This window comes from Sinorhizobium kostiense, assembly GCF_017874595.1.
Lineage (GTDB): Bacteria > Pseudomonadota > Alphaproteobacteria > Rhizobiales > Rhizobiaceae > Sinorhizobium > Sinorhizobium kostiense.
Map to the genome: position 1 here is coordinate 164,230 of NZ_JAGILA010000007.1, position 26,849 is coordinate 191,078.

Below are 26,849 nucleotides of genomic sequence, written 5' to 3' on the forward strand. Positions count from 1 at the left end.
GCGCGCGTGCCCGGTAGGCCGCGTTACGGGTTTGTAGGACGCGTCGGATGCTTGATATCGGCTGGACCGAGCTTGTCGTTATTGCCATCGTCTTGATCGTGGTCGTTGGACCGAAGGATCTCCCGCCAATGCTGCGGGCCTTCGGCCGAACGACTACGAAGATGCGTGGGATGGCCGCCGATTTCCGACGGCAATTCGACGAGGCCCTGCGCGAAGCGGACCTCGACGATGTTCGTAAGACGATCAGCGATGCCCAGAGCCTCAATCCGGCAACGACGCTCCGGGACGCGATGAACCCCCTGCGCCAGCTCGGAGACGAGATCAAGTCCGATCTGCAGAAGGCTGCAGCGCCTGTGAAACCGGAGCAACCGATTGTTCCGGAGCCGGTGTCTGAGACGGCGAGCGTGCCGGCGGCGCCCGCGGAGCCGGCAAGCCCGGGTGCAGCCATTGCAGCGCCCGCCGCCAGTCCCGCCAGCCGTGAGGCGGAGCCTCCGGCACGGGCCGCGGCCCGGACGGTCGAGGCGAAGCCAAAGCGCGTCGTCAAACCCAAGGTCGACTCAGCATCGCCAACGGCGCCTGCCTCCGCCAAGCCTGCCGCGAACGGCGCCGCCGGTGCTGCGGCTTCGAAGAAGTCGACGGCCAAGAAAGCGGCTGCCGGCCAGGTGCAGGCCGAGGCGAAGAGTGGAAAGACACGCGCGACGTCGCGCAGGAAAGGTGACGCATGAGCGGCGATATCGAGGATCGGCCGCAGCCGCTGATCGAACACTTGATCGAACTGCGTTCGCGGTTGATTTGGTCGATCGGAGCGTTTTTCATCGCCTTTCTGGTCTGCTTCTATTTTGCCAAGCCGCTATTCAACCTGCTCGTCCTGCCGTTCAAATGGGCAGTGAGCTGGGCGGGGCTCAGCCACCGCAATGTCGAGCTAATCTATACGGCGCCGCAGGAGTTCTTCTTTACGCAGATCAAGGTTGCGATGTTTGGCGCGCTGGTCATCGCCTTTCCCGTCATCGCTTCGCAGATCTACAAGTTCGTTGCGCCCGGTCTTTACAAGAATGAACGGGCCGCGTTTCTGCCATTCCTGGTTGCCTCTCCGCTCCTGTTTCTGCTCGGTGGCGCACTTGTCTACTTCTTCTTCACGCCGATGGTGATGTGGTTTTTCCTCGCCATGGAGCAGGGCGGCGGGGAAGGCGAGGTCGCGATCCAGCTCCTGCCGAAGGTCTCGGAATATCTGAGCCTGATCATGTCACTGGTTTTCGCCTTCGGGCTCGTGTTCCAGTTGCCGGTGATCACGACACTGCTAGCGCGCGTCGGCTTCGTCACCTCCGATGGGCTCGCGGAAAAGCGAAAATACGCGATCGTCATTGCCTTCGTCGTTGCCGCGGTTCTCACGCCGCCCGATCCCGTTTCTCAGATCGGTCTTGCACTGCCAGCCATCCTTCTCTACGAAATTTCAATCTATACGGCGCGACTCGTCGAGAAGAAGCGAGCAGCCGAGGCCGTCGCGCGCGAGGAAGCCTCTTCGCATGAAGGTTCTTCCGGAACGGTCGGCCCCGCCAAGGGCTGACGGTCCGACGCTCTCGTGTCCGTTTCCGCCAGTGGCGCGCGTCCGCCGACGCGGAAAGGCTGCTGTCACTTTGAATTGCCGCATGTCTTTGTCCTTAAATCGAGGTCGATTTAGGGACAAAGACATGCAGTAGAAACGCCGGTGATTCCTTAAGTCGAGCCGCTTCAAGGGATCATGCAGTAACCAACGCGTGGGACGATCATGCTCGATATCAAATGGATCCGTGAGAATGCTGCCGTGCTCGACGAAGCCCTGGCGAAACGGGGTGCCGAGCCGTTGTCCGCTTCTCTGATCGCGCTTGATGAACGCCGCCGCGCCAATCTTTCCTCGCTGCAGGAGATGCAGTCCCGCCGCAACGCCGCCTCCAAGGAAATTGGTGCGGCGATGGCTGAGAAGAACAGCGAGCTTGCGGAGAAGCTCAAGGCCGAGGTCGCGGAACTGAAGAACGCCCTGCCGGCCGCCGAGGACGAGAGCCGGCGGCTCGAGGCCGAACTCACGGATGCCCTGTCGCGCATTCCCAATGTTCCGCTCGAGGACGTGCCGGTCGGTGCGGACGAAAGCGCCAACGCCGTTTCGCGGGTCGTCGGATCGAAGCCGCAATGGAATCATAAGCCGCTGGAGCATTTCGAGATCGGCGAAACTCTCGGCTTCATGGATTTCGAAGGCGCGGCACGCATTGCCGGTTCCCGCTTCACCATCCTCACGGGTCAGCTTGCGCGCCTTGAGCGAGCGCTCGGTCAGTTCATGCTGAACCTGCACACTGGGGAGCACGGCTATGTCGAGGTCCAGCCGCCGCTCCTTGTCCGGGATGATGCGATGTACGGGACGGGCCAGCTCCCGAAATTCGCGGAGGATCTCTTCCGGACGACTGACGAGCGCTGGCTGATCCCGACAGCCGAGGTCCCGCTGACGAATATGGTGCGCGAGCAGATCCTCGACGCCGAGAGGCTGCCGCTGCGGTTCACAGCGCTGACGCCCTGCTTCCGTTCGGAGGCGGGCTCCGCCGGGCGCGATACCCGCGGCATGCTGCGACAGCACCAGTTCAACAAGGTCGAGCTGGTTTCGATCACCGACGCCGGGAGCTCGATCGATGAGCACGAGCGAATGACCGCCTGCGCCGAGGAAGTCCTGAAGCGGCTCGGCCTGCATTATCGCGTGATGACGCTCTGCACCGGCGACATGGGTTTCGGCGCACGCAAGACCTATGATCTCGAGGTGTGGTTGCCGGGTCAGGATACCTATCGCGAGATATCCTCCTGCTCGGTCTGCGGCGATTTCCAGGCCCGCCGCATGAATGCGCGCTACCGCACGAAGGAAGACAAGGGAACGAAATTCGTGCACACGCTGAATGGTTCCGGTGTCGCCGTCGGTCGGGCCCTGATTGCAGTCATTGAGAATTACCTCAATGAGGATGGTTCCGTCACGGTGCCGGAGGTACTGGTTCCGTACATGGGTGGCTTGAAACGGATCGAGAAAGCGGCTTGAGCGCCGGCAGGGGAAAGTGACGGCCATGCGCATCCTGTTGACGAACGACGATGGCATTCACGCCGAGGGGATTTCCGTGCTCGAGCGGATCGCGCGGACGATCTCGGACGACGTCTGGGTCGTTGCTCCGGAGGTGGACCAGAGCGGACTTGCCCATTCGCTGACCCTTTCTGAACCCTTGCGCCTGCGGGAGGTCTCGGAAAGACGCTTCGCGCTCAGGGGAACTCCGACGGACTGCGTGATCATGGCGGTGCGAAAGCTCCTCGATCGCAAGCCGGATGTGATTCTTTCCGGCGTCAATGTCGGCGCCAATCTGGCGGACGATGTTACCTATTCCGGCACGGTTGCCGGCGCGATAGAGGGCACGCTGCATGGGATCCGCTCGATAGCCCTCAGCCAAGCATACCAGCATTCCATAAGCAGAGTCGTTCCTTGGGAAGTCGTCGAGAGCCACGCGCCGGCGCTGATCCGCAGGTTGATGACTGTCGACCTGCCGGAGGGAACGCTGATCAATCTCAATTTCCCGAATTGTGCGGCCGACGCGGTCGCGGGCGTGGAGGTCACCTCGCAGGGCAAGCTCGAGATCGGGCTCAGCATCGACGAGCGCATGGACGGCCGCGGCTTTCCCTATTTCTGGCTGCGCTTCGGAGAGCGCTCCGGTGATTTCCGGGATGGAACCGACATCCGCGCGCTACGCGAGAACCGCATTTCGGTAACCCCGCTCAAGCTCGATATGACCGACTACACGGCTCAGGAACGCATCGAGCGCGCCTTGCGGGAAGGAAGTGCCGCTTGAGCGGGCGCGTTTCGCAGCAGGAGGGGCTGGCGGCGATGGCGCTGCGTCTTCGTGCCGCCGGCGTCGCGAACAATGATCTCTTGAGGGCGGTGGAGCAGACGCCCCGCAGTTTCTTTTGTCCGGCACAGTACCAGCAAGACGTTTATTCCCGGCGATTGATCCCGCTCGATTGCGGCTCGTTCATGGAAGGCTGCGATTTGGCGGTCCGTCTGCTCCACTGCCTGAATCTCAAGCCGGGGCAGCGCGTCCTCGAAGTCGGCACCGGTAGCGGCTTCACCGCGGCCGTAATGGGACGCATCGCGGAGCGCGTGCTGACCATCGACCGCTACCAGACATTGGTGGGTACGGCTCAGAAGAATTTGGAGAAGACCGGGGTCCGAAACGTCGTCGTTCGGCACGCCGATGGCAGCGCCGGCGTGCCGGGCGAGGGGACCTTCGACCGCATCCTCATCACCGCCGCCTTCGACAGTCTGCCGCGCACGTTCTCCGATCACCTCGTATCGGGCGGCACCCTGCTGGTCCCGATCATGATGAGCGCGACGCGTTGCCGGATTGTCCGCGTCAACCGCACCGGCAGCCGTTTTGATCGCGAAGATCTCTTCGAAGCGCCCTACCTTCCGATCGTACCTCAATTGGCATCCTTCCTTTGAGGGAAGGCCTTGCAGCGCATTTAATTAACCTTTCGTTAACGAACTCCAGCTTCGCGCAAGCTTGCCGGCTTAGTCCGGAAGGGCACGATGGCTGGCGGCGTGCGCCTGATTCACGTCACGTTCTATTTGTCCGTCGTGGGATGACGGAGACGGCAAATGCAGATTGCGAACAGGTTGGCGACAGCGACGGCTGGGGACGGATTGAGCAATCTTACCGGGCGGCCGGCGGGCCCGACGGTGGCAGCTGGCAAGGAGGACGCCACCGCGCAAGCTGTACAGGCAGGCTTCTTCGACCCGACGCCCCGGATCTCGCTGTCGGTCGACGCACTGCTTTATCTCAGCCGAGCAAAGAAAACTCCGGAGAAGCTGCCTGCCTTGACGAAGGATGAGTGGAACAACAGCTTGTCCCCGCAACTCGCGGCACGTGAGCATCAAGCATTCGGCAAATTTGCCGAGTCCGGTGATTACAAGACCTACTACCGCAGCTTCATCGAATATTTTGACAGCCTGCGCCCCGAGGACCAGGACAGCCTGCGTTACTTCGGCACCCGCGAGGCTGCGGTCGCAGGATTGCGGTCACTCGAATATGATTCCGAGAGTGGTCTCGACGTCAACGCGAGCTTCAAGCGGATCGTCAGTGTCTTCCTGGACGAGGACAAGACCGCCTCTTCGACAGTTTCGTCCGCCTTGGCGGCGGCCGACGAGCCGATCTACGGCTGGGATGCATCGAAAATCAGCTACGAGCTCGAATCGCCCGAACCGCGCTCTCTCTCCGAGATCGAGCGCCTCTACGCGGAACTGCTCTGAGATTTGCAGACGGGCGCCGCCCTAATGGGCCGCGTCTTCAGACGAGAAGACCGCTGTAGCGTTGAGCCTTAATTCACGGTCGACTCAAGGGCGTTGCAACAGATCGCTTCCGCCGCCGTGGCGCCGTACGGCGCAACTATGGTTAGCACTTCGTCAAATTTGCGCCGTCCTTAACCGGGCGGTAACTCTGATGCGCTTTAATCATTCCACAGTGAGTTGCGTTCGGAGTGGTTAGGCGTCATGCGTAAGTTTGCATCTCCCAGTGCAGGGAAATCCTTGATCCGCCTGTGTGCGGCGGTGTTGCTGGCAAGTGCCGCGACCGGCTGCAGCTCTGGCGTGAGCCGCTTTGAGGGGCTGTTTTCCAGCTCTGACGGCGTGACGACCGGCTCGATCCCCCAAAACTCGGCGGCGGTCCCCAGAGGGGACATTGCCGGCAGTCAAATGGCGAGCGGTCAATCCTATCCGAGCGCCGCGCCGGCCGGCGCCTATGGCGGGGTGGACGTCGCGAGTGCGCCGGTATCGAGCGCCCGTGCCGCGTCGACCCCGATCTCCGTTCAGCGCACCGCCTTGACTGAACCGACGCCCGCAATGCCGCGTGAGACGCCAGCGCCTGCCGCGGCTCGTCAGCCGCAGCCGGTGCTTGCAAAGACTGAACCGCGCCCTGCGTCTAATGGTTCTTCCCGTAAGGGTGGGTGGAGCACTGAGAACGCCCCGACGATCATGGTGCGCCAGGGCGATACGCTTGCCGTGCTTTCTCGCCGGTTCGGCGTTCCTGAAGCTGAACTGCTGAAGGCGAATGGCCTGAAATCCGCCGGTCAGGTGGAGCCGGGTCAGCGTCTTGTCGTTCCCACTTTCGGCACGGCAGGCAGCGCGGCGAAAGCGGCGGCCTCGGGGTCGATCGCCGATCTCGATGGTGGCCGCAAGCAGCCATTGCCCATGCCCTCCGGCCAGCGCGAGGTTGCGATCCTTCCCGGGCAGTCGCAGTCGCGTGACAAGAGTGAAGGTCGCGTGGATGTGTCCGCCGGCAAGCTCGATACCGCAGGTGAGGGCTCGGCCGGAACCTATATCGTCAAGGCGGGTGACTCCCTCAACCGGATCGCCAAGCAGAACGGTGTTTCGGTCGGCGCGCTCAAAGAGGCGAATGGCCTTACGACCGAAGCCATCCGCATCGGTCAGAAGTTGAAATTGCCGGGCCGCGCGGTCGCGAGCGATGCACCCGCGACGGCGTCAATGCCAAAGGCTGGAACGAAAGTCGCCGCGCTCGATCAGGGCAAGCCGTCTGAATATAAGGCGCCGGTCGCCAAGGAGAGTGTGTCGGAGGTCGCGATCAAGAGCGACGTCGTAGAGGAATCGCCGAAAGCCACCGGGATCGGCAAGTATCGGTGGCCGGTGCGGGGCGCAGTGGTTGCCGCCTATGGCGCCAATGTCGACGGCAATCGCAACGACGGCATCAATATCTCGGTGCCGGAAGGCACGCCCGTCAAGGCGGCCGAAAATGGCGTCGTCATCTATTCGGGCAGCAGCTTGAAAGAACTCGGCAATGCCGTCCTGGTTCGCCACGACGACGGTACCGTCACGGTTTACGGCAACGCCTCCGAGCTCAAGGTACAGCGCGGTCAGAAGGTGCAGCGCGGTCAGACGATCGCAGCCTCCGGCATGACCGGCCGGGCGGCCCAGCCGCAGCTGCATTTTGAGGTGCGCAAGAATGCGACGCCGGTCAACCCGGTGAGCTTTCTCGAGTAACTATTGCGCTGCCCCGGCTGCAACGTCAGACCGGCTCGCCGAGCGGACGGCGCAGGCGTCCCGCAAGGTCCTGAATGAACTGCCAGGCGACGCGGCCGGATCTCGACCCCCGCGTCGTTGCCCATTCGAGTGCGTCGGCGTGGAGCGCTTCCCGCTCGACGGAAAGGCCATAGTAGCGGGCGTAACCCTCGACCATGGCGAGATAATCGTCCTGGCTGCATTTGTGAAATCCGAGCCACAGGCCGAAGCGATCCGACAGCGACACTTTTTCTTCGACCGCCTCCGAGGGATTGATCGCGGTCGACTGCTCGTTTTCCATCATGTTGCGCGGCAGAAGGTGTCGGCGGTTTGAGGTGGCATAAAGCACGACATTTGCCGGCCGCCCCTCGACGCCCCCATCAAGGACGGCTTTCAAGGACTTGTAAGACGTGTCATCGTGATCGAAGGAGAGGTCGTCGCAGAAGACGATGACGGACATCGGCGCGGCTTTGAGGATTTCCATGAGGACCGGCAGGGTGGAGATGTCTTCGCGATGCACTTCGACGAGCTTCAGCTCGCTGCCGGTTTCGCGCGCAACCTTCGCGTGAACCGCCTTGACCAGCGACGACTTGCCCATGCCGCGTGCGCCCCAGAGGAGGACATTGTTTGCCGGATAGCCCTCGGCGAAGCGAAGCGTGTTCTCGAAAAGTATGTCGCGCACATGGTCGACACCGGTGATCAGTGCAAGGTCGATCCGGTTGGGCCTGGTGACCGGCTGAAGATGGCGGGTCGCCGGCGCCCAGACGAAACACTCGGCGGCCGTCCAGTCATTGATCGCTGCGGCGGGGCCGGCCAGGCGGTCGAGCGCAGCCGAGAGTTTCTGCATTTCGTTGATCAGGATGTCGATCTTGCTTTCGTGCATCTGTCTATTCTCCGACCCGCGATCTCAGGCGGGACCAAGGCGACCGCGGGCACGGCGGGCGCTGTCGTTCCCTAACCGGCCATCTCCAGTCGATATAGCGTCGCGCGCCTTATCGCCGCACAAAGGTCGCTGTAGCACTTTGGATTGCTCCATGTCTTCTTCTTTAAATCGCGGTCGGTTTGAGGAGACATGCAGTAGGGGGCGCGGCAAGCGGGAATTTTCTCGTCAGCACGGAGGTTTACGCTGGAAAAGCCCAGGCGCGCGTGTCTGAGGGGTTCTCCTGTTAAGCAAATTGTGTCAGAGGCAGGAGCAACGTAGAAGGGTCGGGTTCCGACTCTCCATATCGGCGGATTGCGCGCGGAAGGTGACCGCGCAGTTTGAACTCAAGGAGTGATCGATGTTCATTACCGAAGCTTTTGCGCAGACGACGGCCCCGGGCGGCGCAGGCGGCGCCGATATCCTGATGTCCATTCTGCCGTTCATCCTGATCTTCGTCGTGATGTATTTTCTGATCATCCGCCCGCAGCGCACACAGATGAAGCGTCGTGAAGAGCTGTTGAAGAACATCCGCCGCGGCGATCAGGTCGTCACCGGTGGCGGCATCGTCGGCAAGGTGACGAAGGTCATCGACGATGCGGAACTGGAGGTCGAGATTGCCGAGGGTACCAAGGTGCGCGTCGTCCGCAACGGCATTTCCGAGGTTCGCGTCAAGGGTGAACCGATCAAGGAATAGCCACCGTAAGCTTGGCGAGCGGCTCCATGTTCCTTTGACGTCAGCCGGATAGAGAAACGAAGCAGCAATACAAGCTTTGCGCGCCTGAAAGACGCGCGACGTAAGTTTGGCGATGGAGCATTTCGAGGCATGCCCATATTTTCGCCGCTGAAAAACGCCCTGATCTGGCTGGTCGTCCTGGCTGGATTGATTTTCGCTCTGCCGAACCTCGTTCCGAAGGAGCATCTTGCTGGATGGCCGAGCTGGTTGCCGCTTCGGCAGATCCCGCTTGGACTGGATCTGAGCGGCGGCACAAACATCATGCTGAGGGTCAGCCGCGAAGATGTCGTTGCCGACCAACTCGAGGCGACGATCGAGGCGATCGGCCAGGCGCTGCGGAATGCACGGATTGGTTACGTAGGCCTGTCCGGGAGCGGGCAGGCAATCCAGTTCCGGCTTAGTGACGACTCGAGAACCGAGGACGCGCTGCAGGCACTGTTGCCGATGACGGCGCCCACGCGCTCGCCTGATGGCGCCAAGGACGACACCCCAACTCTCACCGCCGAGCCAAGCGCCGCTGGGCAGCCGCTTCGCTTTCGTCTGACGGACGAGGGGATTGATCGGCGCTCTGCCGAGGCGATTTCTCAGGCCATCCCAGTCGTGCGCCGACGCGTCGCGGAGGTTATCGCCGCGGAGCCCGTCATTGAGCGCCGTGGCGAAGATCGCTTGAGCGTGCAGGTACCCGGGCTTGAGGACCCGCAACGGCTCAAGGATCTTCTGAACCAGCGCGGGATACTGACGTTCCACTGGCTGGATCTGTCGGTGCCGGCGGGGCAGGCGGTCGGCACGCGAGTGCCTGGCGGTTCCGAGCTCCTCTATTCGCTCGACGATCCGCCGATTCCCTTTCTCGTCGAGAGGCGAGCGTTTGCAGCGGCCGAGGACTTCGATTCGGCGCAATCGGCGGTCCATCCGTCGACCGGCGAGCCGGTCGTCGACGTCACGCTAAAGCCCGAGACGGCGCAGCGTCTTGCGTCGTTGCTGCAGAGTGAGGCGAAGCGGCAATTCGCAATCGTCCTCGACGGGCAGGTGGTCTCGACGTCTACTTTTGCCGATGCGATCAACGGCAACATGGCTCGGATATCGGGGAATCTATCAGAGGACGGGGCGAGCGACCTTGCCGCCCTGCTGCGTGCCGGTTCGCTTCCGATCTCGCTGACCGTCATCGAGGAGCGCACCGTTGGCCCTGAGGTCGGGAGCGATGCCATAGCGAACGGCCTTAGGGCGGGCGTGATCGCGGCGCTTGCAGTCGCAGCCTGCATGATCACGTTTTATGGCTTCTTCGGCGCTGTCGCGGTGGTAGCGGTCGTCGTCAACCTAGTGCTGATCGTCGCCGTACTGTCCCTGCTTGGCACGACGCTGACCTTACCAGGGATTGCCGGGATCATCCTCACGATAGGCATGGCGGTCGACTCGAACGTCCTCATCTACGAGCGGCTGCGCGAGGAGGCTCGCAACAGCAGTGCGCCCTTGCGCAAAGCACTCGATAACGGCTTTTCCCGAGTATTGAGAAGCATCATCGATGCAAATCTGACGGTCTTTGCCGCGGGCGCCATTCTGTTCTTTCTCGGTACCGGGGCCATCCGTGGTTTTGCCGCGACGCTCGCGATCGGCAGCATCACCACCATCCTGACGGCGCACAGCCTGACACGCCGGCTCATTCGCGGCTGGTACCGCCGTCGACGTCCCCGACATCTGCCAAGGGGCATTCGCACGGGCTTTTTTTCTGCAGCCGACATACGGTTCATGGCGATCCGCAACCCCGTCTTCATCCTGATGGCGGCACTCTCCCTGGCCACGCTTGTGGTCATGGTTGGTGCCGGCCTCAACATGGGCGCCGATTTCAGAGCTGGCTCCCTCATCGAACTGCGGGCGAGGGCAGGTGACGGCGATGTTGCGGACATCCGCGCCCGTCTGGACGCATTGAATCTTGGAGAGGCTCGGGTTCAGGAACTCGGTTCGGCACGAGACGTGCTCATACGCATTCCCTCGCAAGAAGGCGGAGACAATGCCGAGCAGACTGCGGTCGGTCTGGTCCGTGCCGAACTCGAGGAGGATTATGTGTTTCGTCGGGTTGAGGTGGTCGGACCCGCGGTATCCGCAGAACTGACGCGGTCTGGCACGCTCGCAGTCGGCGCGGCCTTGCTTGCGGTGATCCTTTATGTCTGGATCCGTTTCGGCTGGCGTTTCGCAGCCGGCGCCATTATCGCGATGCTGCACGACGTGCTGCTGACGATCGGTTTTCTCGTCATTACCGGTCTGGAGTTCAATCTCGCAAGCATTGCCGCGCTTCTGACGATCGTCTGCTACTCCTTGAACGATACGGTGGTGATCTACGATCGCATTCGCGAGAATCTCGCCCGCTATCGCAGGATGCCGCTGTCGGTGCTGATTGACACGTCGATCAACCAGACGCTGTCCCGCACGCTGCTGACGGCCGCGACGACCGCCTTGGCACTCGTCGCGCTCTACTTTTTTGGCGGCAGCCGCCTCGTTCAGTCTTTCAGCGCTACCTTGCTCTTCGGCGTGCTTGTGGGGACCGTATCGTCGATCTATATCGCCGGACCGGTGCTCATTCTCTTCAACCGCGGAAACAATCGCCCTGGCGGCGAGTTGGGTGGAGTGGCAGCGATACCGGACGAGTCGACAAAGGGTGCATCCTGACTATGGCAAAAGGAATCGAAATGCGCGAGGCGCACTTTCCGGGACGCGCGCCGATCGACGCCTATGGCAATGGCGGTTTCCGTTTTGCCGATATGTCGCACAGGGGCTCCGTGCTGATGCTGCCCTCGGGTACCTATGCCTGGGACATTTCGGAAGGTGACCCGCTCGCGATCGGCAAGTTCAAGCGCGTCCTGGACGAGGCGCGTGAAATCGAGGTGCTGCTCGTCGGTACTGGTCGCGAGATCCGGCCCTTGCCCGCGGATCTGAAGGCGGCGCTCAAAGCCGCAAGCATATTTTCGGATCCGATGAATACCGGTGCCGCTGTCAGGACCTACAACGTGATGCTGGCGGAGTCGCGCGCTGTTGCCGCCGCGCTGATCGCGGTGTGACGAGCCCGAGGGACATTCAATCCGTGCAACAGCCTGATTCCCCGATTCTCGCGACGCTGCGGGACACCGACCGCGATCGCTATCTAGCCTGTCTGCTCTCACCTGCAGAAAAGCGTTACCCGCTTGCTGCGCTTTATGCCTTTTACGCGGAGATCGCCCGGGTCCGCGATGTGATCCACGAACCGCTGCCCGGTGAGATCCGGCTGCAATGGTGGCGCGACGTGCTGGGCAATGAGCAGTCGACCGGCGAGGGGCATCCGGTCGCTGAGGCGCTCCTCGATTGTATTCGCGAGCACCGACTGCCCGTCGCGGTACTCCAGGACATGATCGATGCCCGCATATTCGACCTGTATGACGATCCGATGGGGGACCGCTCGGCGCTGGAGGGCTATGCCGGCGAAACGGCGTCTGCATTGATTCAGCTTGCATCGCTGGTCCTCGACCCGGAGAACGCGGCGAATTCGGCGGAAGCCGCCGGCCATGCAGGTGTCGCCCAGACGATTGCCGGTCTTTTATTGCTGCTGCCGATCCATTGCCGGCGCGGCCAGGTGTATTTTCCCGCAGATCTCCTGCGCGCGACCGGGCTCGACAGAGAGGCGCTCCTGGAGGGGCGCGACGAGGAGGCGATCAGCAGGGCCATCCGCGCCTTCTGCGGTCTCGGGCGCGACCATCTTGCCAAGGCACGCAGCACCATGGTCTCGATCTCGGCGCGAAATTTCGCCGCCTTCATTCCGGTAGCGCTCGCCGGGCCGATCTTCGATCAGGCGGAGCTTGCCGGGGCCCGCATCCTCAAACACCCCATCCAGCCGCCGCAATGGCGACGCCAATGGTGGATGTGGCGCGCAAGCCGGCGTCGGCGTTTCTGATGCATGTCACCCAGAAGCACGCACAAGGACTAAATGGTCGAGAGCGAGCGGATCGGTGACGGTCCCTACAGGAGAGCGAAGCTCTGTTGTAACGAAGCGGCGGCCAGATTGTCCTCAACTTCATTTCTGCGTAGCATCGGGTGAGCCTATTGAGGAACCCGGGGAGGAGATCCTGCAGCATGGCGAAGCTCGTCTACGCCCTGAACCAGTCCCTGGATGGGTATGTCGACCACACGGAATTTGCGCCCGATGCCGTGCTCTTTCATCACTTCATCGACGATGTGCGCAGTCTGGCCGGCAGCGTGTACGGTCGCCGCATGTACGAGGTGATGCGGTATTGGGACGAAGATCGTCCTGAGTGGGGCGCGGAGGAACGCGATTACGCGGCGGCGTGGCGGACCCAACCGAAGTGGGTCGTGTCGCGCTCGTTGAAGTCCGTCGGCCCGAACGCCACTCTCGTTGAGGACGACATCGAGGCGGTGATACGCGGGCTGAAAGCCCAGCTTCGTGGGGAGATTGAAGTTGCTGGACCAGAGCTGGCGCGAAGCCTGACCGACCTTGGTCTCGTCGATGAGTATCGAATGTATCTCCATCCCGTCGTGCTCGGTCGCGGCAAGCCGTTCTTCGCAGGCCCGCGGCCGCCGCTGCGCCTTGTCGCCACCGATCGAATTGGCGGGGACGTGATCAGGTTGACATACGTTCCCGCCTAGTTCGCGACTAACACGGCGAGCAGGATTTCGTCAGGGCATAGGCGATTGCCTCTGCCCTTGCGGAAAGATGCCCGCCCGTGGCGTCGCCAACGCCGATGCGCTGGTCAAGTTGGCGCAAGTCTCATGCGGTAATAGACCCTTCTATCGGAGTTCTCTCGCCTGGAAGGGGCCCGCATCGATGCTTTGGTTACTGCTTCTCGCCGCCGTCGCTCTCGCCGCTGCGTTCTATATGCGGATGAATGCGCGCGCGGAGCGGGACATCACCAATCCGGATGCGGGCCTTGCGATGGTGGAATTCGGGCGCGCTTTCCCTGACGAGGCAATCCGGGCCCTGCATTCGACCCTCGACCACAAGGCTATCTTCCTGCGCCTGCACGATGGCAAGGCCGGCTTCATCCAGTCTTATGGCTCGCATTTTGTCTGCCACGTCATTCAGCCGGGGAAGGTCCGGGTGAATGGCTCCGAGAGCGGTCGCGATTTGATCGTGCACTTCCCCGATTTCACCTATCTGGACAACACGTTCGAATTTCGCACGGCGGCGGAAGCCGCCGAGGTCTCGCTCTGGCTGCTCGGAAGCTTCAGTCCCCAATCGGAACTCGAAGCATCTTCTAAAGCCGATCAGGCAACGCGGGCCTGCGACTGAACGCTCACGATTTTTCGTTAGCGAGCCAGACCTCGCAGTCGCCGAGCGCGCGTGCTGCAATCGCCTGCTTCTTTGCCAAAGCCTTATCCTTGCCGCGAAACCGCTTGACGCCTTCAGGCCTGGTCAGCGCGCCCGGCTCCAAGGGCGGGAACAGACCGAAATTGACGTTCATCGGCTGGAACGAGCGTTTACCCGGCTCGTCTTCCGACACGATGTGGCCGCCGGTGATGTGATTCAACAGTGCCCCGAATGCCGTCGTGGCGGGCGGAAGTGTTGGCTTTTCCCCTTTGCGTTCCGCGGCTGCGAAGCGGCCCGCGAGCAAGCCGATGCTGGCGCTTTCTACGTAACCCTCGCAGCCGGTGATCTGCCCCGCGAAGCGCAGGCCGGGGCGCGACTTGAGCGTCAATGAGTGATCGAGCAGAATCGGTGAATTGATGTAGGTGTTGCGGTGCAGGCCTCCGAGGCGAGCGAACTCCGCTTTTTCGAGACCCGGAATCAGCCGGAAGACTTCCGTCTGGGCACCGTATTTGAGCTTCGTCTGGAAGCCCACCATGTTGTAGAGCGTGCCGAGAGCATTGTCCTGCCGGAGCTGGACGACCGCATAGGGTTTCACTGTCGGGTTGTGGGCATTGGTGAGCCCCATCGGCTTCATCGGTCCGTGGCGCAGCGTCTCCCGGCCGCGTTCCGCCATCACCTCGATCGGGAGACAGCCGTCGAAATACGGCGTGCCTTCCCACTCCTTGAAACCGGTCGTATCGCTCGCGAGCAACTGATCGACGAAGGCGTTGTACTGCTCCTCCGTCATCGGGCAGTTGATGTAGTCCTTGCCCGTGCCGCCGGGCCCGACCTTGTCGTAGCGCGATTGGTGCCAGCAAACGTCCATGTCGATGGTGTCGGCATAAACGATCGGCGCGATAGCGTCGAAAAAGGCGAGCGCATCGGCCCCGGTCTCCTGCCGGATCGCTTCGGCGAGACCCGGCGCGGTGAGCGGACCCGTGGCGATGATAGCGAGGTCCCACTCCGTTGGCGGCAAGCCGGTGATCTCCTCGCGCACGACCGTGATTAGCGGATGGGCTTCGACTGCGGTGGTGACGGCATTGGAGAAGCCCTCCCGATCGACAGCGAGCGCGCCGCCGGCTGGCACCTGATTGCTGTCTGCGGCGCGCATGATCAACGAGCCGGCGAGGCGCATCTCAGCGTGAAGGACGCCGACGGCGTTGCTGGTCGCATCATCGGAGCGGAAGGAATTGGAGCAGACGAGCTCGGCCAGGCCGTCGCTCTTGTGCGCATCGGTACCGCGCACGCCACGCATCTCGTGCAGGATGACCGGCACGCCCGATTGCGCGATCTGCCAGGCGGCTTCCGACCCGGCGAGCCCTCCACCGATAACGTGGATGGGCGGATAGGAGATGTCACTGTTCATGCGCGGCTTACTAACACAGCCGTTTCCCGCTTCCAATTGCGAAGAAACGAAAACGGCGCCCGTGGGCGCCGTCTTGGGGAGACTGAATTCTCCGGTACCGATTAACGGTAGGAACGTGCCGCAATGTTGCGGATGTCGTAGCGGGTGATGCCGATATCGTTCAAGGCATGGTTCGACAGGCCGCCGAGTTCGGCGACAGTGCGGCGGTAGTTGATCCAGCTTTTTGCGAGACGAATGGGGTTCATGGTCGTTTTCCTCAAGATCTGTTCGCGACAGTGATTGTCTGCGTCGTTGAGGTTCTTATACGCTTGTCGAATTGGAAGATGGAGTGCAAAGAAAATGCATCTGCTATGCATTTGTGCACTGCATCGCTGAATTGCTGTGCAAGGGCCTGGTTCGCCCGAAAACGCGTCATCCGTTAAGTATTGATGAAGATGTGCGATCCGCCTGCGTTCCTGGTGCTTAAATCTAAAATGGGAGCCTGCCGGCGATCGGCGTTTACGCGCGTTACAGCACCGCGCGTCTCATCGGACGTGCAAAGATCGCAGCAGCACTCTGCTGCATCTCTTTTCCTAGATCGGGATCGGTCCAAGCATGACATGCGGCTGTTTGGCCGCTCGCAAATAAGGGATGCGGGGAGGTGGCTCGTGAATGACCAAAGAAAAAACGCCCGCCGGCGGAGCCGGAAGGCGTTTCCTGAATGCCCTTGTCGGCAGAACGTCGTGGCTTACTTGACGGCCTGACGAGCGACGTAGGGGATGTCGGCCCGGCCGATGCCGAGGTCGTTGAGCTCGCGGTCGCTCATGCGGCCGAGCTCGTTGCAGGTCTGGCGATACTTGCGCCAATTGCTGAAAGAACGTGTGAGGTTCATGGTCCTATTCCTTTCCAGTGCTGCCAGCACTTTGTCTCTCTTGCTGGCCGTCATCTCATGGCCGGAATATAATCGGTTTGAACGAAGATTACAGAGACGATGCTGCATCGCACCCATGCGGGTTTTGCAATCCTCCGCCGGCCCTTAATTGCCTGTCAAACCTTCGTGGTCGGGAGCGCCTGGATTTTCGTTTTTTCGGGATTGGAACGACGAGCAAAACATAAAAACAACGCCCGCTGGGGGAGGAGGTCCAGCGGGCGTTGCCTGTTCTGATTGGCAACCGGGAGGAGGAGTGTTGCCAATCCGTATCGGGCGCGCTGGGAGGAGGAGGCGCTGCCCGACCGATGCTCCCAAGATAGGAGCGGACCCTCAGATGTGTAGGGTACAAGGCGGATGGCACCTATGCGGATCCTGCATGCCTGTGACGTCCAGTGGCCGCAATAATCGCTCACATTGTCAAGGCAGCAGCAGTCACGTGGGCAGCAGCATGATTTTTCGCAGCCGGAAAAAGAAAACGCCCGCCGGGGGAGGAGGTCCGGCGGGCGTCCTATAGGCGACTGGCAACCGGGAGGAGGAGTGTTGCCAATCAATCGGAGCGGCGATGGGAGGAGGAGTTCGCCGCTTCGAATTCCTTCGATGGTTTGAATATAGCGCGTGAGGCCACTTTTGTGCAGTGCAATATCGGCATGGAAGATATGCGTCCGATGCAATGCCGATTGTGGGCCATCGAAGTGCGGTGGTGCCCGGTGAGGGACTCGAACCCCCATGCTCTCGCGCTTGGACCTAAACCAAGTGTGTCTACCAATTCCACCAACCGGGCAGGCGAGGTCTGGTCCCCAAGCCTGTAGACAATGACTGCCAGCTTGGCAAGCCTTGCATGGCCAACCAGCTCTCGCGGCCGGGATGGAAGTGCTTGCCTTTCGCAGGTCAACGGGTGTATTTGGCGCCCGTGATACACCGCGAAACGTGCCGTCTGCCCGCGAGCGCTGCCGCCACTGCGCTGCCACGGGCGAAAGAGGTGGGTCTGTCGGAGATCCGGCAATCCCGATGGGCGGTGGTGAGGCGTGTGGCCTTGTGGCTCCAAAGAGGTGCGCCACAAGCAGCGGCCGGGGCGATATCCGAGCCACATATCGGCATTCGAGCGTGAGGAGGATGCCATTTTGCTTGCAAAACGGTTACGGAATTGCGTAAAGCCAACTCCCGGCAAATGGATCGGTTCAAGTGCTCGCCAGGCCCTTAGAGGCAAGAGCACCGTCAACGTGAAGTGAAGGTTTGAACATGCAGGTTATCGAAACGCTCGCTCAAGGGCTGAAGCGCGAACTGAAGGTCGTCATCCCGGCCGATGAAATGGAAGCTCGGATGAACGAGCGTCTGGCCGAAGTGAAGGACCGGGTCCGCATCAATGGATTCCGCCCCGGCAAGGTGCCGGTCGCGCACTTGAAGAAGGTCTACGGCAAGTCGATCATGGCCGACCTCGTCAATGAAATCGTTCGCGAAAAGCCGACCGAAATCCTGACGAGCCGCGGCGAGAAGTCGGCCACGCAGCCGGAGGTCGCGATGACCGAGGACGAGGCCGAGGCCGACAAGATCCTCAAGGCCGAAGCCGATTTCGAATTCACGCTCGCCTACGAGATCATTCCCCCGATCGAGCTCAAGGATGCGAGCGGAATCAAGGTCACGCGCGACGTCGTTGAAATCGGTGAGGATGAGGTCAACGAACAGATTCTCCGCATCGCCGACAGTGCCCGCACCTATGAATCGAAGAAGGGCAAGGCCGAGAACGGCGATCGCGTGACGATCGACTATCTGGGCAAGGTCGACGGCGTTGCCTTCGACGGTGGCAAGGACGAGGACGCCGAACTTGTGCTCGGCTCCAACCGCTTCATTCCCGGCTTCGAGGAGCAGCTCGTGGGCGTCAAGGCCGGTGACGAGAAGACGATCACCGTCACCTTCCCGGCTGACTATCCGGCCGCCAATCTCGCCGGCAAGGAAGCGACCTTCGACGTCACCGTGAAGGACGTGGCCGCTGCCGCTCCGATCGAGATCAACGACGAACTGGCAACGAAGCTCGGTCTCGAATCGGTCGACAAGCTCAAGGAGATCGTTCGCGGCCAGATCGAAGGCCAGTACGGTGCGGTCACCCGCCAGAAGGTCAAGCGGCAACTGCTCGACCAGCTTGACGAACTCTATCAGTTCGACACGCCCGAGCGGCTCGTCAATGCTGAGTTCGAGAACATCTGGCGCCAGATCAACACCGACCTGCAGCAGGCCGGCAAGACCTTCGCCGATGAGGACACGACCGAAGAGGAAGCCCGCGCCGAGTATCGTAAGCTCGCCGAGCGCCGCGTCCGCCTCGGCCTCGTTCTTTCGGAGATTGGCGAGAAGGCCGGCGTTCAGGTGAGCGACGAGGAGATGCAGCGCTCGCTCTTCGAACAGCTGCGCCAGTTCCCCGGCCAGGAAAAGCAGATCTACGACTATTTCAAGAACACGCCCGGCGCTGCCGCTTCGCTGCGCGCGCCGATCTTCGAAGAAAAGGTCGTCGATCACCTGCTCACGGAAATCTCGGTGACCGATAAGACGGTCTCGAAGGAAGAACTGATGGCAGAGGACGAGGCGGAGGATAAGCCCGCCGCGAAGAAGGCCGCTTCCAAGAAGAAGGCAGCCGCCAAGTCGGAGGCCGGGGAAGGCGAAGAAGCAGCCGCACCGAAGAAGAAGGCTCCGGCCAAGAAGAAGCCGGCCGCAGACGAAACCGCCGAGTAATCGGCCCCTCTGGAACCGATGCGAAGGCCGCCTCCGGGCGGCCTTTTTCGTTGAGCAAGTCGCTGCGGTATCGAAATTCCGCGAGTGGTTGCAGGTACTTCTGGCCGGAGTTGCCCCTCTCCTCGGGTTTAACCCGAGGACTGACCCTCTCCCCGCAGGCGGGGAGAGGGACTAAGCGGCCGCCGCGAGTCCCTTCGCCCCGCTTGCGGGGAGAAGGTCGCGGCAGCGGGATGAGGGGCATCCGAGGCCGGATGGGGTAAGCGGGCAATATCCGACTCGTTGCGGGAGATGGCCGGCAGGCCAGGGGGGTGTCGCCGACAGCGTACGACCGGCGCACGTGGTTGCAAGCAGCCGCCTGAGCCGGGTTCCTATTAAACGGCCTTGATCTCGCCCATCCGGTTCCAGGCGTCGAGCCCGGCAATCTTGTAGGCCTCGGCGAGCGTCGGATAGTTGAAGGTGTTCTCGACGAAATATTCGACGGTGCCTTTCAGATTGAGCACCGCCTGGCCGATATGCACGAGTTCGGTCGCGCCTTCGCCGATGATATGCACGCCGAGCAGCCGTCGCGTCTTCAGCGAAAAGATCATCTTCAGCATGCCGGCATCCAACCCCATGATGTGCCCGCGGGACGTCTCGCGGAACCGGGCGATACCGCATTCATAGGGGATGCCTCGCTCCTTGACCTCCTCTTCGGAAAGCCCGCAGGTGGAAATTTCCGGCACTGCATAGATCCCATAGGGAAAGTATTTCTGCGGTTCCTTCGCAATCGCACCGACGGCAACGCGTGCGGCAACGCGCCCCTGTTCCATCGACGTCGAGGCGAGGCTCGGAAAGCCGACAACATCGCCGGCAGCATAGATATTCGGCACCTCGGTTTCGAAGGTCTCCGGATTGACCTTCAGGCGACCCCGGCTGTCGGCCACGAGGCCGGCGGCGGGAAGATTGAGTGCCTCGGTTGCGCCCATGCGACCGGCGGCAAACAGAAGCATGTCCGCCGTAATCTTTCGGCCGTTGTCGAGCGTAAGCAGAACCTTGCCGTCCTCGAGTCGCTCGACCTTGTCGGCCTTCTGGCCGAGACAGAGCTTCATGCTGCGATCTCGAAGCTGGTAAGTGAAATCCTCGACGATTTCCTTGTCGATGAAATCGAGCATCGTGCTCTTGGGGTCGATCACGGTCACCTGCGTGTCGAGGGAACTGAAAATGGTGGCGTATTCGATGCCGATGACCCCTGCGCCTATCACAACCAGCGATCGCGGCAATTCCTGGATCTCGAGCAGTTCGTCGCTGTCCACGACAGTCTTGCCGTCGAATGGCATGTAGTCGGGACGGAAGGGCTTCGTGCCGACGGCAAGCAGAATTTTTGTACCGGTGACGAGGATGCTCTCGCCATCATCCTTGGTGATCTCAAGAGTTGTCGGGGCGACGAAACTCGCCCGTCCGCGAATGTGCTGGACGCGATTGCGGGCAAACTGGTGCTCCAGCACCTCAACCTCGTGATTGAGCGTGATGATCAGGCGGCGGCGCAAATCCTCGGCGCTGATCTCCTGCTTTACCCGATAGGATCGGCCGTAAAATCCGCGCTCGCGCCAGCCGGAGAGATTGAGCGCGGTTTCGCGCAATGTCTTGGAGGGGATCGTCCCGGTGTGGACGGAGACGCCGCCGACGCGCTTGCCTTGCTCGATCACGAGCACCTTCTTGCCGAGCTTGGCTGCCTGGATGGCGCCACGACGACCGGCGGGTCCGCTGCCGACGACGATGAGATCGAATTGGGTCATGAACGCTTTCCCTAGAGCATCTTGCAATCAGGGGCATCACCTGAAGCCGCACTACGCGAGAATCGCTTGTGCGATGCAGCATACATCACGCAGCCACAGCTATAGCGTCAATTGGCGTTTCGCTGATGTGCAATGCCGCAATCATCTGTTCTGGATGCGTCCGATTAGAATTGTCGCTATGCTGCGACCGGCTGAGGCCGGAGGACTGAAGACATGGCGCTTGAGCGGACGAACGGTCGCGACGCTGGGGCGGAACGCAGCCCTGCCGCTGTCGGTCAGCAGGCGGACGCGGCGGGCCATCGGCCCGGTGTCGTCGCGGCAGCCGTCTATCAACACGGACGCCGGCTCCGCGACATCCGGATCGAAGAAGCTGGCGAGTGGCGCAACCGCGAGGGGGTGGTCATATGGATCGGCCTGCATGAGCCCGACCAGGAACTTCTGCGGCAGGTCCAATTGGAATTCGACCTGAACGATCTCGCCATTGAAGACGCCGGCAAAGCTCATCAGCGCCCGAAGCTCGAGATCTATGGCGAAGCGATCTTCGTCGTGGCCCGCACGGCGCATATGACGGGCGAGGAGATCGCATTCGGCGAAACCCATCTTTTCGTCGGACGCGGCTACGTCGTCTCCGTCCGCCATGGCCCCTCGACCTCATACATGGCGGTGAGACAGCGCTGCGAAGCCTCGCCCGCAGCTCTCGCGCATGGCGAGCACTACGTCCTCTATTCCATCCTCGACTTCATCGTCGACAACTATATGCCGGTGGTCGAGGCGATCCATGGCGAGGTGGAAGCTCTGGAAGACCGACTGCTGCGCGACCGGTTGGCCAAAGCCGACATCGAGCATCTTTACATGTTGCGGCGGAACCTGCTTCGCCTGCGCAATGCAGTCGTTCCGCTGGTGGATGTCTGTCGCCGGCATGAGCATCTGGAACTACCGGGCATGGAGGTGGCGATGCAGCCGCTCTTCCGTGATGTCACCGACCACGTTCGCCGGGTTCAGGAGGACATCGATGCGCTTCGCGAGGTGCTCGCCTTCACCTTCGAGGCGAGCCTCATGATCGGTCAGTCGGAGCAGACGGAGATATCACGAAAGCTTGCCTCCTGGGCCGCGATTCTTGCTGTTCCGACGGCGATTGCCGGGATTTACGGCATGAATTTCGAGCAAATGCCGGAGCTGAGATTTCGCTACGGTTATTTCGTCGTCCTGGCGATAATCATTGCGCTTTGCGTCACGCTCTATCGGTTCTTCCGGCGTGCGCGCTGGCTTTGAGCGAGCACTCAAAAGAGCCGCAGCCCCTTCATGCTGACATGCCCATCCTTGCCGATGATGAGGTGATCGTGGACGGTGATGCCGAGCGGCTTGGCGGCGTCGGCAATCAGCTTCGTCATCTCGATATCCGCACGCGACGGCGTCGGATCGCCGGAAGGATGGTTGTGCACGAGAATGAGGGCAGTCGCGGAAAGCTCCAGAGCCCGCTTGACGACCTCTCGCGGATAGACGGGTGTGTGGTCGATCGTCCCGCGCTGCTGCACCTCATCGGCAATGAGCGCATTGCGTTTGTCGAGGAAGAGGATGCGGAACTGTTCCTGCGTTTCGTGCGCCATGGCGGCGTGGCAGTAGTCGACGACGGCGCTCCAGGAGGACAGTACCTGCTTGTTGCGCAGCTCGCTCTTCAACATCCGCTGCGCGGCAGTCGCGATGAGCTTCAGATCGAGTGCAACGGTCTCGCCGACGCCCTTGACCTCCTGCAGCAGGTGCTGCGGCGCGCCGAAGACGCCGGCGAGCGTACCGAAGCGGGCGAGAAGGGCCTTGGCGATCGGTTTCGTGTCGCGGCGAGGAATCAGGCGAAAAAGGATGAGCTCAAGGATTTCGTAGTCTGCGAGGGCAGCATCTCCCTGCTCGCGGAAGCGTGTCCGCAGTCGGTCGCGGTGGCCATGATGATGGGCCTCGGCCGCTTGGCCGAGCGTCGGCGCACGTTTCCGCGTCTTCTGCTGCGCAAAGAACTGCCGCTCGTCCGCAGGCTCGAATTCATCGGGTTCGGGCGAGGGCGGGGACTTCGTCACGCGTTGCCCAGAGCGTGAAGGCCGGGCTTGAACAGGCCGGCGGGCGAGAGCGTGAAGATCTCGCAGCCATCGGCGGTGACGCCGACGGTATGTTCGTACTGCGCCGACAGCGAGCGGTCGCGGGTGACAGCGGTCCAGCCGTCCGAAAGCACCTTCACATGCGGACGACCGAGATTGATCATCGGCTCGATTGTGAAGATCATGCCTTCCTTCAATTCCGGCCCCTCATTGGCGCTGCCGTAATGAAGGATGTTCGGGGCATCGTGGAACAGCCGCCCGACGCCATGGCCGCAGAAATCGCGCACGACCGAACAGCGCTCCGATTCTGCATAGGCCTGGATCGCTTCGCCGATCGCGCCGGTGCGGGCGCCGGGGCGTACGGCCGCGATCCCGCGCATCAGGCACTCGTGCGTGACCTCCAGCAGCCGCTCGGCGGCACGCTTGATCTCGCCGACCGGATACATGCGACTGGAATCGCCATGCCAGCCATCGACGACATAGGTCACGTCGATGTTGACGATGTCCCCCTCGCGCAACGGCTTGTCGTTCGGAATACCGTGGCAGACGACGTGATTGATCGAGGTACAGGAGGACTTGGTATAACCGCGATAGTTCAGGGTCGCGGGGAGTGCGCCGTTGTCCATGCCGAACTCGAAGACGAAGCGGTCGATCTCCTCCGTCGTCACACCGGGCCGGACATGCGACACGAGTTCGTCCAGGCACTGCGCCGTCACCCGACAGGCCTTGCGCATGCCTTCGAAACCCTCCGGTCCATAAAGTCGGATGGCGCCGGTGTTCTTGTAGGGGGCCGCGCCGGCTTCGATATAAGTGACCATTCCCAGACTTTCGTTGTTCAGGCGGCTTTCATAAAACAGCGAGGACTGCTTCGTCCACTGTCATCGCAGCCGCGGGCACGATCTCAGACGGCGATATTGCGCATCTGACCGCATAGGCCTCGACGCCGCGCGCTGCCGCCCGCTCGAAGGCCCGAGCATAGACCGGATCGAGCTCCCGGCATATCCGCAAGGCGTCGCAGTCGTTTCTTTGAACGAGATAAAGCATGATCGCCCGGTGCCCCGCCTCGACCATGTCTGTGAGCTCGTCGAGATGTTTCGCGCCGCGTGCCGTCGGGCTGTCCGGAAATTCCGCCAGGCCGTCGATACGGCTGAAATGGACGTTCTTCACCTCCACATAGGCGAGCCCCTTTGCCGGGTCGCTGAGAAGGATGTCGATGCGGGAGTTGCGCCCGTATCGCTGTTCGCGGTGGAGTGTTTCATAGGTGTGGAGATCGCTGACCATGCCGAGGGCGATCGCCTCTTCCGCAATCCGATTCGGCAGCCCCGTATTGATGCCGACGAGCGTACCGTTCGCCTCCACGATCTCGAGCATATGACGGTATTTGCGCGTGGGCGTGTCGTGCTCCGAGAGCCAGATTGCCGACCCGGGGGCGGTCAGTCCGCGCATGGAGCCGGTATTCGGGCACGACCCGGTGATTGCGGTGCCGTCGGAAAGAACGGCATCGAACAGAAAGCGTTTGTAACGCTGCAGAAGCGTTGCAGGAACGAGCGGGCGGGAAAAGTACAAGGGCGACACCCGGCTAGCCGATCAGGCGCGAACTCGCACATAGGAGCCCGGCGCGTCCTCAAGCGGCTTCAGCGGCCCCCCGACCTTGCGGGCGGGCACCCGGCGCTTGTCGATCTTTTCGATCCAGCCCTGCCAATGCGGCCACCACGAGCCCGGCGTTTCCTTTGCCTTCTCCATCCAGTCTTCGAGCTCGCCCTTCGGAGGTCCTCCGGTCCAGAACTGGTACTTGCTCCTGTCCGGAGGATTGACGACGCCGGCGATATGGCCGGAGCCGGACAAGACGAACGTCACCTTGCCTCCGAAAAACTGGCCGCCGAGGTAAACCGATTTCGCCGGCGCGATATGGTCTTCCTTGGTCGCGAGATTGTAGATCGGGATCTTGACGTCACCGAGCGAAACCTGCCGGCCAGCAAGCACCATTTCGCCCTTCGCAAGCCTGTTCTCCAGGTAGCAATTACGAAGGTAGAAGGAATGGTTGGCGGCCGGCATCCGTGTCGAATCGGAATTCCAATAGAGCAGGTCGAAGGGCATAGGCTCCTGGCCCTTCAGGTAGTTGTTGACGAAATAGGGCCAGATGAGTTCCGAAGCCCGCAGCATGTTGAAGGCCGAAGCCATCTTCGAACCTTCGAGATAGCCGGTCGTGCGCATTCTCGCTTCGACCTGGCGAATTTGATCCTCGTCGGCAAAAACCTTGAGGTCGCCCGCATAGGTGAAATCAACCTGCGTCGTGAATAGCGTTGCCGAGCGGATGCGCTCGTCGCCCTCGGCCGCATGGAGCGCGAGCGTTGCCGCGAGCAAGGTGCCGCCGACGCAATAGCCGATGGCATTGACCTCGCGCTCGCCGGTCGCTTGCTCGATGCTATCGAGCGCAAAGCCGATGCCTTCTCGCGCATAGGCCTCCCAATCCTTGCCGGCGTGCCGTTCGTCGGGATTGACCCAGGAAATGACGAAGACCGTGTGGCCCTGCTCAACCGCCCACTTGATGAAGGATTTTTGGGGGTTAAGGTCGAGCACGTAGAACTTGTTGATCCAGGGCGGGCAAATGAGCAGCGGCCGCTTCAGTACGTCTTTGGTGCTCGCTTGGTACTGGATAACCTGGCAGACATCGCTTTGCGCAATAACCTTGCCCGGCGTGATCGCGATGTTCTCGCCGATCGCGAACTTGCTCGTATCCGTCTGCCTCAGCCGAAGTTCGCCGCGCCCGGCGGCAATGTCTTCGGCAAGCATCTGCATGCCCTTCACCAGGTTGGCGCCGCTGGAGGCGACGGTCTCGCGATAGAGTTGCGGATTTGTGGCAATGAAATTGCTCGGCGAAAGAGCGCTCGATATCTGGCGAATATAGAAAGCCGCCTTGTGCCGGGTGTGCTCGTCGAGGCCTTCCGCGCTCTCGACCATGCGCTCCGCCCAGTCGGATGTGACGAAATAGGCTTGGCGTACGAAGTCGAAGAATGGATTCTTCACCCAGTCCTCGTCGGCGAAGCGCTTGTCTTCCCGTTGGATTGCCGCCGGTTCGGCGACGTTGTCGCCGGCCATCCGCTGGATCGTTCGCGACCAGATGCCGAAGAAGCTACCCATCAGGTTGGTCTGCGCCTCGAGCGTCCGGCGCGGATCGGACAGCCAGTACTCGGAGACTTTCGATAGCGTCCTCACGATATCGGAGACGGGCTCGGCGTAGTTGTCGCTCGCCTCGCCGCTTTCGCGTGGCGCCAGCCAGGCGGATGCCGCCTTGCCCATATGTTCGGCCGCGCGGGCCAGGTTGATGGCCAGACTTTCGGGATCCTTGACGATATAGGGTTCGACCGATTTCGGGTCGAAGCCGGCAAAGCCGGTTTTGCGCGTGGTGTCCTCGGCCTTGTCTGCGCTCACCCGGTGTCCTCCACAGCTTCTTGTTTGTTTTGTATTTTTACATTCTGCCCGAAAATGATTACAAGGGCTAGCGCATCGTCGCGCCGCAAAACAGGGACTCATCGCAAGCATGTTTGCCTTCGGAAAACCGCTTTTGCCATCTTTTGTTTCCGGACTGATCGTCGCAGGCATGCTTGCCGGATGCAGTTCGACGGCCGAGCTCCAGACCTATCCCTCGGTCTACGGGCAAAGGGCCGCGGCTACCCAGCAGATGACGGATGAGGAAGCCGTGAATCAAGGGGAGCGGTTGACGGCACTTGCAGCTGAGCGCAGGTCCGGCGCGATCTCCGAGGCAGAGTATCAGCGGCGTCTCAAGGAGTTGCAGATGCTGGCCGAGCGGCACGGCGCCGACACGCTGAAACAGATCGAGAATTAGCGCTTGCCTTTCTGGCGATTTGGCCGCAAAGCGTGAATTGGCCGATAGATCGGCCGTTCACCCCGCGCATGTTCACGGATAGCCGCATAGGCTTGCAAAAGC

At 61.6% G+C, this 26,849-nt stretch carries 25 protein-coding genes and 1 tRNA gene; 16 read left to right on the plus strand and 10 right to left on the minus strand.

Annotated features, from left to right (window positions below; all coding sequences use genetic code 11):
- Window positions 1-47: 47 nt before the first annotated feature.
- The 7 genes from tatB (at window position 48) to J2Z31_RS22355 (ending at window position 7,045) form a co-directional block, all read left to right on the plus strand.
- On the plus strand, window positions 48-725 hold the full coding sequence (tatB, locus tag J2Z31_RS22325; RefSeq protein ID WP_209604756.1) for a Sec-independent protein translocase protein TatB: 678 nt from the start codon (window positions 48-50) through the stop codon (window positions 723-725).
- Window positions 722-1,564, plus strand: a complete 843-nt coding sequence (gene tatC, locus J2Z31_RS22330) for a twin-arginine translocase subunit TatC (protein WP_209604758.1) — start codon at window positions 722-724, stop codon at window positions 1,562-1,564. The genes tatB and tatC overlap by 4 nt, the downstream gene beginning before the upstream one ends.
- A gap of 201 nt (window positions 1,565-1,765) precedes the next feature.
- A complete protein-coding gene (gene serS / locus J2Z31_RS22335) occupies window positions 1,766-3,049 on the plus strand; it encodes a serine--tRNA ligase (protein ID WP_209604760.1) in 1,284 nt (427 codons plus the stop codon).
- A 25-nt stretch (window positions 3,050-3,074) separates the two neighbouring features.
- Complete coding sequence (surE, locus tag J2Z31_RS22340) at window positions 3,075-3,845, plus strand: 5'/3'-nucleotidase SurE (protein WP_209604762.1); 771 nt, start codon at window positions 3,075-3,077, stop codon at window positions 3,843-3,845.
- Window positions 3,842-4,495: a protein-L-isoaspartate(D-aspartate) O-methyltransferase gene (locus tag J2Z31_RS22345; protein WP_209604764.1), complete on the plus strand. Its 654-nt coding sequence runs from the start codon at window positions 3,842-3,844 to the stop codon at window positions 4,493-4,495. Before surE ends, J2Z31_RS22345 begins: the two co-directional genes overlap by 4 nt.
- Before the next feature lie 156 nt (window positions 4,496-4,651).
- Entirely contained in the window at window positions 4,652-5,302 is a 651-nt protein-coding gene (locus J2Z31_RS22350; RefSeq protein WP_209604766.1) for a biotin biosynthesis protein BioC, read from the plus strand.
- A 240-nt stretch (window positions 5,303-5,542) separates the two neighbouring features.
- Window positions 5,543-7,045, plus strand: a complete 1,503-nt coding sequence (locus J2Z31_RS22355) for a peptidoglycan DD-metalloendopeptidase family protein (protein ID WP_209604768.1) — start codon at window positions 5,543-5,545, stop codon at window positions 7,043-7,045.
- A 25-nt stretch (window positions 7,046-7,070) separates the two neighbouring features.
- Here J2Z31_RS22355 and J2Z31_RS22360 read toward each other — a convergent pair whose 3' ends face one another.
- On the minus strand, window positions 7,071-7,946 hold the full coding sequence (locus J2Z31_RS22360) for an ATP-binding protein (RefSeq protein WP_209604769.1): 876 nt from the start codon (window positions 7,944-7,946) through the stop codon (window positions 7,071-7,073).
- A gap of 397 nt (window positions 7,947-8,343) precedes the next feature.
- Here J2Z31_RS22360 and yajC point away from each other — a divergent pair, with 397 nt between their 5' ends.
- The 6 genes from yajC (at window position 8,344) to J2Z31_RS22390 (ending at window position 13,987) form a co-directional block, all read left to right on the plus strand.
- Entirely contained in the window at window positions 8,344-8,679 is a 336-nt protein-coding gene (yajC, locus tag J2Z31_RS22365) for a preprotein translocase subunit YajC (protein WP_209604771.1), read from the plus strand.
- Between the two features lie 129 nt (window positions 8,680-8,808).
- Window positions 8,809-11,379 carry a protein translocase subunit SecDF gene (gene secDF, locus J2Z31_RS22370; RefSeq protein WP_209604773.1) on the plus strand — a complete coding sequence of 857 codons (2,571 nt, stop codon included), beginning with the start codon at window positions 8,809-8,811 and terminating at the stop codon, window positions 11,377-11,379.
- Between the two features lie 2 nt (window positions 11,380-11,381).
- On the plus strand, window positions 11,382-11,768 hold the full coding sequence (locus J2Z31_RS22375; protein WP_209604775.1) for an Mth938-like domain-containing protein: 387 nt from the start codon (window positions 11,382-11,384) through the stop codon (window positions 11,766-11,768).
- Between the two features lie 23 nt (window positions 11,769-11,791).
- Window positions 11,792-12,634: a phytoene/squalene synthase family protein gene (locus J2Z31_RS22380; protein ID WP_209604777.1), complete on the plus strand. Its 843-nt coding sequence runs from the start codon at window positions 11,792-11,794 to the stop codon at window positions 12,632-12,634.
- A gap of 179 nt (window positions 12,635-12,813) precedes the next feature.
- Window positions 12,814-13,344, plus strand: coding sequence for a dihydrofolate reductase family protein (locus J2Z31_RS22385; protein WP_209604779.1), 531 nt, complete (start codon window positions 12,814-12,816; stop codon window positions 13,342-13,344).
- A gap of 178 nt (window positions 13,345-13,522) precedes the next feature.
- Window positions 13,523-13,987: a hypothetical protein gene (locus J2Z31_RS22390; protein WP_209604780.1), complete on the plus strand. Its 465-nt coding sequence runs from the start codon at window positions 13,523-13,525 to the stop codon at window positions 13,985-13,987.
- 4 nt (window positions 13,988-13,991) lie between these two features.
- Here J2Z31_RS22390 and trmFO read toward each other — a convergent pair whose 3' ends face one another.
- From trmFO to J2Z31_RS22410, 4 genes are all read right to left on the minus strand, one after another.
- Complete coding sequence (trmFO, locus tag J2Z31_RS22395) at window positions 13,992-15,410, minus strand: methylenetetrahydrofolate--tRNA-(uracil(54)-C(5))-methyltransferase (FADH(2)-oxidizing) TrmFO (protein ID WP_209604782.1); 1,419 nt, start codon at window positions 15,408-15,410, stop codon at window positions 13,992-13,994.
- Window positions 15,411-15,511: 101 nt separating this feature from the next.
- Window positions 15,512-15,655 carry a DUF1127 domain-containing protein gene (locus tag J2Z31_RS29840; RefSeq protein WP_209604784.1) on the minus strand — a complete coding sequence of 48 codons (144 nt, stop codon included), beginning with the start codon at window positions 15,653-15,655 and terminating at the stop codon, window positions 15,512-15,514.
- Between the two features lie 482 nt (window positions 15,656-16,137).
- Window positions 16,138-16,281, minus strand: a complete 144-nt coding sequence (locus tag J2Z31_RS22405; RefSeq protein WP_209604786.1) for a DUF1127 domain-containing protein — start codon at window positions 16,279-16,281, stop codon at window positions 16,138-16,140.
- A gap of 737 nt (window positions 16,282-17,018) precedes the next feature.
- Window positions 17,019-17,101: transfer RNA gene (locus J2Z31_RS22410), tRNA-Leu, on the minus strand.
- A 458-nt stretch (window positions 17,102-17,559) separates the two neighbouring features.
- On the opposite strand from J2Z31_RS22410, the gene tig reads away from it, so the two are divergent.
- Window positions 17,560-19,041, plus strand: coding sequence for a trigger factor (gene tig / locus J2Z31_RS22415; protein ID WP_209604788.1), 1,482 nt, complete (start codon window positions 17,560-17,562; stop codon window positions 19,039-19,041).
- Window positions 19,042-19,412: 371 nt separating this feature from the next.
- On the opposite strand, the gene sthA is transcribed toward tig, so the two are convergent.
- On the minus strand, window positions 19,413-20,816 hold the full coding sequence (sthA, locus tag J2Z31_RS22420; protein WP_209604790.1) for a Si-specific NAD(P)(+) transhydrogenase: 1,404 nt from the start codon (window positions 20,814-20,816) through the stop codon (window positions 19,413-19,415).
- A gap of 213 nt (window positions 20,817-21,029) precedes the next feature.
- Between sthA and J2Z31_RS22425 the strand changes: the two genes are divergently transcribed.
- A complete protein-coding gene (locus J2Z31_RS22425; RefSeq protein ID WP_209604792.1) occupies window positions 21,030-22,088 on the plus strand; it encodes a magnesium and cobalt transport protein CorA in 1,059 nt (352 codons plus the stop codon).
- An 8-nt stretch (window positions 22,089-22,096) separates the two neighbouring features.
- On the opposite strand, the gene radC is transcribed toward J2Z31_RS22425, so the two are convergent.
- The 4 genes from radC to phaC are packed head-to-tail and all read right to left on the minus strand — an operon-like array spanning window position 22,097 to window position 26,332.
- On the minus strand, window positions 22,097-22,882 hold the full coding sequence (radC, locus tag J2Z31_RS22430) for a RadC family protein (RefSeq protein WP_209604794.1): 786 nt from the start codon (window positions 22,880-22,882) through the stop codon (window positions 22,097-22,099).
- Window positions 22,879-23,718, minus strand: a complete 840-nt coding sequence (gene map / locus J2Z31_RS22435; protein ID WP_209604796.1) for a type I methionyl aminopeptidase — start codon at window positions 23,716-23,718, stop codon at window positions 22,879-22,881. The genes radC and map overlap by 4 nt, the downstream gene beginning before the upstream one ends.
- A 28-nt stretch (window positions 23,719-23,746) precedes the next feature.
- Window positions 23,747-24,466 (minus strand): DNA/RNA nuclease SfsA, encoded by a 720-nt coding sequence (sfsA, locus tag J2Z31_RS22440; protein WP_209604798.1) that lies wholly within the window; start codon window positions 24,464-24,466, stop codon window positions 23,747-23,749.
- 21 nt (window positions 24,467-24,487) lie between these two features.
- A complete protein-coding gene (phaC, locus tag J2Z31_RS22445; protein WP_209604799.1) occupies window positions 24,488-26,332 on the minus strand; it encodes a poly(3-hydroxyalkanoate) polymerase subunit PhaC in 1,845 nt (614 codons plus the stop codon).
- A 109-nt stretch (window positions 26,333-26,441) separates the two neighbouring features.
- Here phaC and J2Z31_RS22450 point away from each other — a divergent pair, with 109 nt between their 5' ends.
- Window positions 26,442-26,747: an SHOCT domain-containing protein gene (locus J2Z31_RS22450; protein ID WP_209604801.1), complete on the plus strand. Its 306-nt coding sequence runs from the start codon at window positions 26,442-26,444 to the stop codon at window positions 26,745-26,747.
- Window positions 26,748-26,849 lie beyond the last annotated feature (102 nt).

Bases quoted from the DNA above. Each gene is read 5' to 3' on its own strand.
- tatB (WP_209604756.1), top strand. From the start codon at position 48: ATGCTTGATATCGGCTGGACCGAGCTTGTCGTTATTGCCATCGTCTTG.
- tatC (WP_209604758.1), top strand. From the start codon at position 722: ATGAGCGGCGATATCGAGGATCGGCCGCAGCCGCTGATCGAACACTTG.
- serS (WP_209604760.1), top strand. From the start codon at position 1,766: ATGCTCGATATCAAATGGATCCGTGAGAATGCTGCCGTGCTCGACGAA.
- surE (WP_209604762.1), top strand. From the start codon at position 3,075: ATGCGCATCCTGTTGACGAACGACGATGGCATTCACGCCGAGGGGATT.
- J2Z31_RS22350 (WP_209604766.1), top strand. From the start codon at position 4,652: ATGCAGATTGCGAACAGGTTGGCGACAGCGACGGCTGGGGACGGATTG.
- J2Z31_RS22355 (WP_209604768.1), top strand. From the start codon at position 5,543: ATGCGTAAGTTTGCATCTCCCAGTGCAGGGAAATCCTTGATCCGCCTG.
- J2Z31_RS22360 (WP_209604769.1), bottom strand. From the start codon at position 7,946: ATGCACGAAAGCAAGATCGACATCCTGATCAACGAAATGCAGAAACTC.
- yajC (WP_209604771.1), top strand. From the start codon at position 8,344: ATGTTCATTACCGAAGCTTTTGCGCAGACGACGGCCCCGGGCGGCGCA.
- secDF (WP_209604773.1), top strand. From the start codon at position 8,809: ATGCCCATATTTTCGCCGCTGAAAAACGCCCTGATCTGGCTGGTCGTC.
- J2Z31_RS22375 (WP_209604775.1), top strand. From the start codon at position 11,382: ATGGCAAAAGGAATCGAAATGCGCGAGGCGCACTTTCCGGGACGCGCG.
- J2Z31_RS22385 (WP_209604779.1), top strand. From the start codon at position 12,814: ATGGCGAAGCTCGTCTACGCCCTGAACCAGTCCCTGGATGGGTATGTC.
- J2Z31_RS22390 (WP_209604780.1), top strand. From the start codon at position 13,523: ATGCTTTGGTTACTGCTTCTCGCCGCCGTCGCTCTCGCCGCTGCGTTC.
- trmFO (WP_209604782.1), bottom strand. From the start codon at position 15,410: ATGAACAGTGACATCTCCTATCCGCCCATCCACGTTATCGGTGGAGGG.
- J2Z31_RS29840 (WP_209604784.1), bottom strand. From the start codon at position 15,655: ATGAACCCCATTCGTCTCGCAAAAAGCTGGATCAACTACCGCCGCACT.
- J2Z31_RS22405 (WP_209604786.1), bottom strand. From the start codon at position 16,281: ATGAACCTCACACGTTCTTTCAGCAATTGGCGCAAGTATCGCCAGACC.
- tig (WP_209604788.1), top strand. From the start codon at position 17,560: ATGCAGGTTATCGAAACGCTCGCTCAAGGGCTGAAGCGCGAACTGAAG.
- sthA (WP_209604790.1), bottom strand. From the start codon at position 20,816: ATGACCCAATTCGATCTCATCGTCGTCGGCAGCGGACCCGCCGGTCGT.
- J2Z31_RS22425 (WP_209604792.1), top strand. From the start codon at position 21,030: ATGGCGCTTGAGCGGACGAACGGTCGCGACGCTGGGGCGGAACGCAGC.
- map (WP_209604796.1), bottom strand. From the start codon at position 23,718: ATGGTCACTTATATCGAAGCCGGCGCGGCCCCCTACAAGAACACCGGC.
- J2Z31_RS22450 (WP_209604801.1), top strand. From the start codon at position 26,442: ATGTTTGCCTTCGGAAAACCGCTTTTGCCATCTTTTGTTTCCGGACTG.